Source organism: Labrys wisconsinensis, assembly GCF_030814995.1.
In the GTDB taxonomy this organism is placed as follows: Bacteria; Pseudomonadota; Alphaproteobacteria; order Rhizobiales; family Labraceae; genus Labrys; species Labrys wisconsinensis.
Genome location: NZ_JAUSVX010000042.1, coordinates 1 through 4,974 on the forward strand (window position 1 = coordinate 1; position 4,974 = coordinate 4,974).

A 4,974-nucleotide genomic window follows, 5' to 3' on the forward strand; every position below is an offset into this window, starting at 1 on the left:
TCGCTGCCGTCAGAGACGTCTTCCCATGGTCGACGTGCCCGATCGTCCCGATGTTGCAGTGCGGCTTGTTGCGCTCAAATTTCTCTTTGGCCATCGTGGCCTCCTTCACCAATCGCCGCCGGAACGGCGGATGAAACGTTGAACAGCAGGGTCAGATCAGGCGTACTTGGCCTGGATCTCGGCGGCGACGTTGGACGGCGCCTGCTCGTAATGGTCGAACTGCATGGTGTAGCTGGCACGTCCCTGGCTGAACGAGCGCAGGTGGTTGACGTAGCCGAACATGTTCATCAGCGGCACCATGGCATTGACGACATTGGCGTTGCCGCGCATGTCCTGGCCCTGGATCTGGCCGCGCCGCGAGTTGAGGTCGCCGATGACCGAGCCGGTATACTCTTCCGGGGTCACGACCTCGACCTTCATGATCGGCTCGAGCAGGACCGAACCACCCTTCTGCAGACCCTCGCGCAGGGCCGCCCGCGAAGCGATTTCGAAGGCCAGCGCCGACGAGTCGACCTCGTGGTAGGCGCCGTCGATCAGCGTCACCTTGACGTCGACCACCGGGAAGCCGGCGACGACGCCCGCGCCCAGCACCGAGTTGAGGCCCTTCTCGACGCCCGGGATATATTCCTTGGGCACCGAACCGCCGATGACCTTCGACTCGAACTCGAAGCCCTTGCCGGGCTCGTTCGGCTCGACCACGAACTTGACGCGGGCGAACTGGCCGGTGCCGCCGGTCTGCTTCTTGTGGGTGTAGTCGATCTCGGCCCGCTTGGTGATCTTCTCGCGGAAGGCCACCTGCGGCGCGCCGACATTGACGTCGACCTTGTGGGTGCGCTTGAGGATGTCGACCTTGATGTCGAGATGCAGCTCGCCCATGCCCTTGATGATGGTCTGGCCCGACTCCTGGTCGGTCGAGACTCGGAAGGACGGGTCCTCGGCCGCGAGCTTGATCAGGGCCAGCGCCATCTTCTCCTGGTCGGCCTTGGTCTTGGGCTCCACGGCCATCTCGATGACGGGCTCGGGGAAATCCATGCGCTCGAGGATCACCGGCTTGTTCGGGTCGCACAGCGTGTCGCCGGTGCGGGTGTCCTTGAGGCCGACCAGCGCGACGATGTCGCCGGCATAGGCCTCGGCGATCTCCTCGCGGTTGTTGGCGTGCATGAGCACCATGCGGCCGACGCGCTCGGTCTTCTCGCGGGTCGAGTTGAGCAGCGAGGTGCCCTTCTCCAGCTTGCCGGAGTAGATGCGGCAGAAGGTCAGGACGCCGTACTGGTCGTCCATGATCTTGAAGCCGAGCAGCGACAGCGGCTCGCTGTCCGAGGACTTGCGCTCCGTCTCCTGCTCGGTCTTGGGATCGATGCCCTTGATCGCAGGCACGTCCACCGGCGAGGGCAGGTAGTCGACCACCGCGTCGAGCAGCGTCTGCACGCCCTTGTTCTTGAAGGCCGAGCCGGCGAGCACGGGATAGAAGGCGCCCTTGAGCACCGCCTTGCGGATCAGCCGCTTCAGCGTCGCCTCGTCCGGCTCGACGCCGTCGAGATAGGCGGTCATGGCGTCGTCGTCGAGCTCGACGGCCGCTTCCACCAGCGCCGTGCGATACTCCGCCGCCTTCTCCTCCAGGTCCGCCGGGATCGGCAGGTCTGAGTCGAACTCGGCGCCGAGCGCCTCGCCGGACCAGACCACCGCCTTCATGCGGACGAGATCGACGACGCCCTTGAAGTTGGATTCAGAACCGATCGGCAGCTGGATCGGAATCGGCTTGGCGCCGAGGCGCTTCACGATATCGTCGAGGCACTTGTAGAAGTCGGCGCCGGTCTTATCCATCTTGTTGGCGAAGACGATGCGCGGCACGTGGTACTTGTCGCCCTGGCGCCAGACGGTCTCGGTCTGCGGCTCGACGCCCTGGTTGGAATCGAGCACGCAGACGGCGCCGTCGAGCACGCGCAGCGAACGCTCGACCTCGATGGTGAAGTCGACGTGGCCGGGGGTGTCGATGATGTTCAGGCGCTTGCCGGCCCAGTAGGCCGTGGTGGCGGCCGACGTGATCGTGATGCCACGCTCCTGCTCCTGCTCCATGAAATCCATGGTCGCAGCGCCGTCGTGCACTTCGCCGATCTTGTGGCTCTTGCCGGTGTAGTAGAGGATCCGCTCGGTGGTCGTGGTCTTTCCGGCGTCGATATGCGCCATGATACCGAAGTTGCGGTAGTCCTCGATCGCGTGGGTGCGGGGCATCGTTCTGTCCTCGTCCGATCCGTTCGCGTTACCAGCGGTAATGCGAGAAGGCGCGGTTGGCTTCCGCCATGCGGTGGGTGTCTTCGCGTTTCTTCACCGCGTTGCCGCGGTTGTTGGAAGCATCGAGAAGCTCGGCCGACAGCCGCTCTTCCATGGTCTTTTCGTTGCGGGCGCGGGCCGCGGTCAGGATCCAGCGGATGGCGAGCGCCTGACGGCGCTCGGTGCGGACCTCGACCGGAACCTGGTAGGTGGCGCCGCCGACGCGGCGGGAGCGCACCTCGATCGCCGGGGCGACGTTGGCGAGGGCCGACTGGAACACGGTCAGCGGGCTCTGCTTGGCCTTGGCCTCGATCGTGTCGAAGGCGTCATAGACGATGCGCTCGGCAGCCGACTTCTTGCCGTCATACATGACGGCGTTCATGAACTTGGTGACGACGATATCGCCGAACTTGGGGTCCGGGATGATCTCTCGCTTCTCGGCGCGATGGCGACGGGACATGAAGTCTCTCCCTTACTTCGGACGCTTGGCGCCGTACTTCGAGCGGCGCTGCTTGCGGTTCTTGACGCCCTGGGTGTCGAGAACACCGCGGAGAATGTGGTAGCGCACGCCGGGAAGGTCCTTGACGCGACCGCCGCGGATCATGACCACCGAGTGCTCCTGGAGGTTATGGCCCTCGCCGGGGATGTAGCCGATCACCTCGAAACCGTTGGTGAGGCGCACCTTGGCGACCTTGCGCAGAGCCGAGTTCGGCTTCTTCGGCGTCGTGGTGTAGACGCGGGTGCACACGCCCCGCTTCTGCGGGCATGCTTCCAGGTGGCGCGCCTTTTCCCGATAGACGGGAGCCTGTCGCGGCTTGCGGATCAACTGGCTAATCGTCGGCATCGTTTGCCCTTCAGCTTCGAATTCGTGCGCCCCTTGCGGGGCGCGCCGTCCTGTCGTGCGTCAATCCACGCAAAACGAAACCGCGCCAGCTTCCCCGTCAGGGGATGCAAGCGCGACACTTACAGAGGACCACGGCGCTTGCGCGCAGCGGTCATGACCGGATCTGACTTTGATAGTCCGGAGGCAGCGTCTAAACCTTCGGTTCACATCTCGGCGACATGAACGATCGGGGCTTACCGCCTGCCCTGAAAGTTGCGCGTACATACTCAGCATGGCGGGCGCCGTCAAGGGCAAACACTGTCATGACGCGCATGTTCCGGCCGCAGCACAGGTATTCCGGCGCCGGCGCCCGGCATTACGGCCCAGGTTCCCCGACGGCCGGGGCCTTTACGGGACCTTTATATGCGCGGCGCCCGCGTCCTCTCGAAAATATATGTCGCGATCGGCAGATTTCCAGCCGGAACCACCCGGGCGTCCGGCCGAGGCACGCCGGCCGCTCGAATCGCACGAGATCGTCATGACCGCCCCCCGTCTTCCCACGCCCCTCCCCTCCCGACTCGCGCCGGCTTCGCGCGTGACGCTGCACGTCTTCCGGCTCGAGCTCGCAACGATCGCCCTTCTCGCCAATTTCGGGCCGAAGGGCTGGCCGGCGACGGCGGCCCTGCTGCTCGCCGTCTGCGCCCTCGTCCACAGCGCCGTCGCCACCGCGCTGGAACAGCCGATCGACCGGCCGAGCTTCACCGACTGGGACTGCGCCTCCTGGCTGGCGGCGCTCGCCTTCGCCTGCCTGATGCTCTGAGGCTCACACCGCCCGCATGGCTGCTGCCGGCGCATGCGGGCCATGCCCGTCCGGCGGCAGCGGCGCCGGCTCGTAATGGTCGAACTCCATCTCGTAGCTCGCCCGCCCCCGCGTGAACGAGCGCAGATGGTTGACATAGCCGAACATGTTGATCAGCGGCACCATGGCGGTGACGACATGAGCCTCGCCGCGCATGGTCCGCCCGAGGATCCGGCCGCGCCGCGAGACCAGATCGCGCACCACCGGACCGGCATCGCCTTCCGACGTCACCACCTCGACCTTCATGATCGGCTCGAGCAGGACGCTGCCGCCCTTGCGCAGCGCCTCGCGGCAGGCCGTGCGCCCGGCCGTCTCGAAGGCCTCGACGGACGAATCGGTGCCGTGCCAGACGCCGTCCGCCAAGTGCACCTTGACGTCGACCACGGGGAAGCCGAGCACCAGGCCGCTGCCCAGCACGGATCGAACGCCCTTCTCCACGCCCGCGGCATAGGCCATCGGCACCGCGCCGCCGGCGCGCGCCCGATCGAACACGACGCCGCTGCCGGCGGCCATCGGCTCGACCACGAGCTTGATGCGGGCGAACTCGCCGCGGCCGCCCGCCTGCCTCTTGTGGGTGTAGTCCACCTCGACCCGTCGGGTGATCGTCTCACGGAAGGCCACCTGCGGCGCGCCGACATTGACCTCGACCTCATGGGCGCGGCGCAGGATGTCGACCTTCACGTCGAGATGGAGCTCGCCCATGCCCTTGATGATGGTCTGGCCGGATTCGTCTGTCGAGACGCGGAAGGACGGATCCTGCGCGGCCAGCTCCGCCAGGGCTGCCAGGAACCGCTCCCGGTCGGCACCGTTCCTCGGCTCGATCGCCATCTCGATCACGGCAGGCGGCCCGTCGGCCATCCGCGCCCCCCGACACAACCCCAGAGCGTAGTGATGGCGTCATTCTATCGATTGCAGATGGCCGGCGCATCGGGATAGGGGGGAAGCCTTTGTGGCCTCCACCCCTCCCACACCACCCGGCATGCGGGTCCGCACCGGGCGGTTCGAGGAGTTGAGGTTATGC

General features: G+C 66.2%; 5 protein-coding genes and 1 pseudogene. 1 reads left to right on the plus strand and 5 read right to left on the minus strand.

What is annotated here, in order from left to right:
- The 4 genes from QO011_RS42280 to rpsL all read right to left on the minus strand — a co-directional run.
- A partial coding sequence (locus QO011_RS42280) for a GTP-binding protein (RefSeq protein ID WP_205620562.1) occupies window positions 1-94 on the minus strand: 94 nt, incomplete at its 3' end.
- Window positions 95-156: 62 nt separating this feature from the next.
- Entirely contained in the window at window positions 157-2,232 is a 2,076-nt protein-coding gene (gene fusA, locus QO011_RS42285; RefSeq protein ID WP_307286710.1) for an elongation factor G, read from the minus strand.
- A 28-nt stretch (window positions 2,233-2,260) separates the two neighbouring features.
- Window positions 2,261-2,731: a 30S ribosomal protein S7 gene (rpsG, locus tag QO011_RS42290; protein ID WP_307286712.1), complete on the minus strand. Its 471-nt coding sequence runs from the start codon at window positions 2,729-2,731 to the stop codon at window positions 2,261-2,263.
- 12 nt (window positions 2,732-2,743) lie between these two features.
- Window positions 2,744-3,115, minus strand: a complete 372-nt coding sequence (rpsL, locus tag QO011_RS42295) for a 30S ribosomal protein S12 (protein ID WP_307286714.1) — start codon at window positions 3,113-3,115, stop codon at window positions 2,744-2,746.
- 517 nt (window positions 3,116-3,632) lie between these two features.
- On the opposite strand from rpsL, the gene QO011_RS42300 reads away from it, so the two are divergent.
- Entirely contained in the window at window positions 3,633-3,914 is a 282-nt protein-coding gene (locus QO011_RS42300; protein WP_307286716.1) for a hypothetical protein, read from the plus strand.
- Window positions 3,915-3,917: 3 nt separating this feature from the next.
- Here QO011_RS42300 and QO011_RS42305 read toward each other — a convergent pair.
- Window positions 3,918-4,799, minus strand: a pseudogene (locus QO011_RS42305) (translation factor GTPase family protein); the annotation flags it as partial.
- Between the last annotated feature and the right edge of the window lie 175 nt (window positions 4,800-4,974).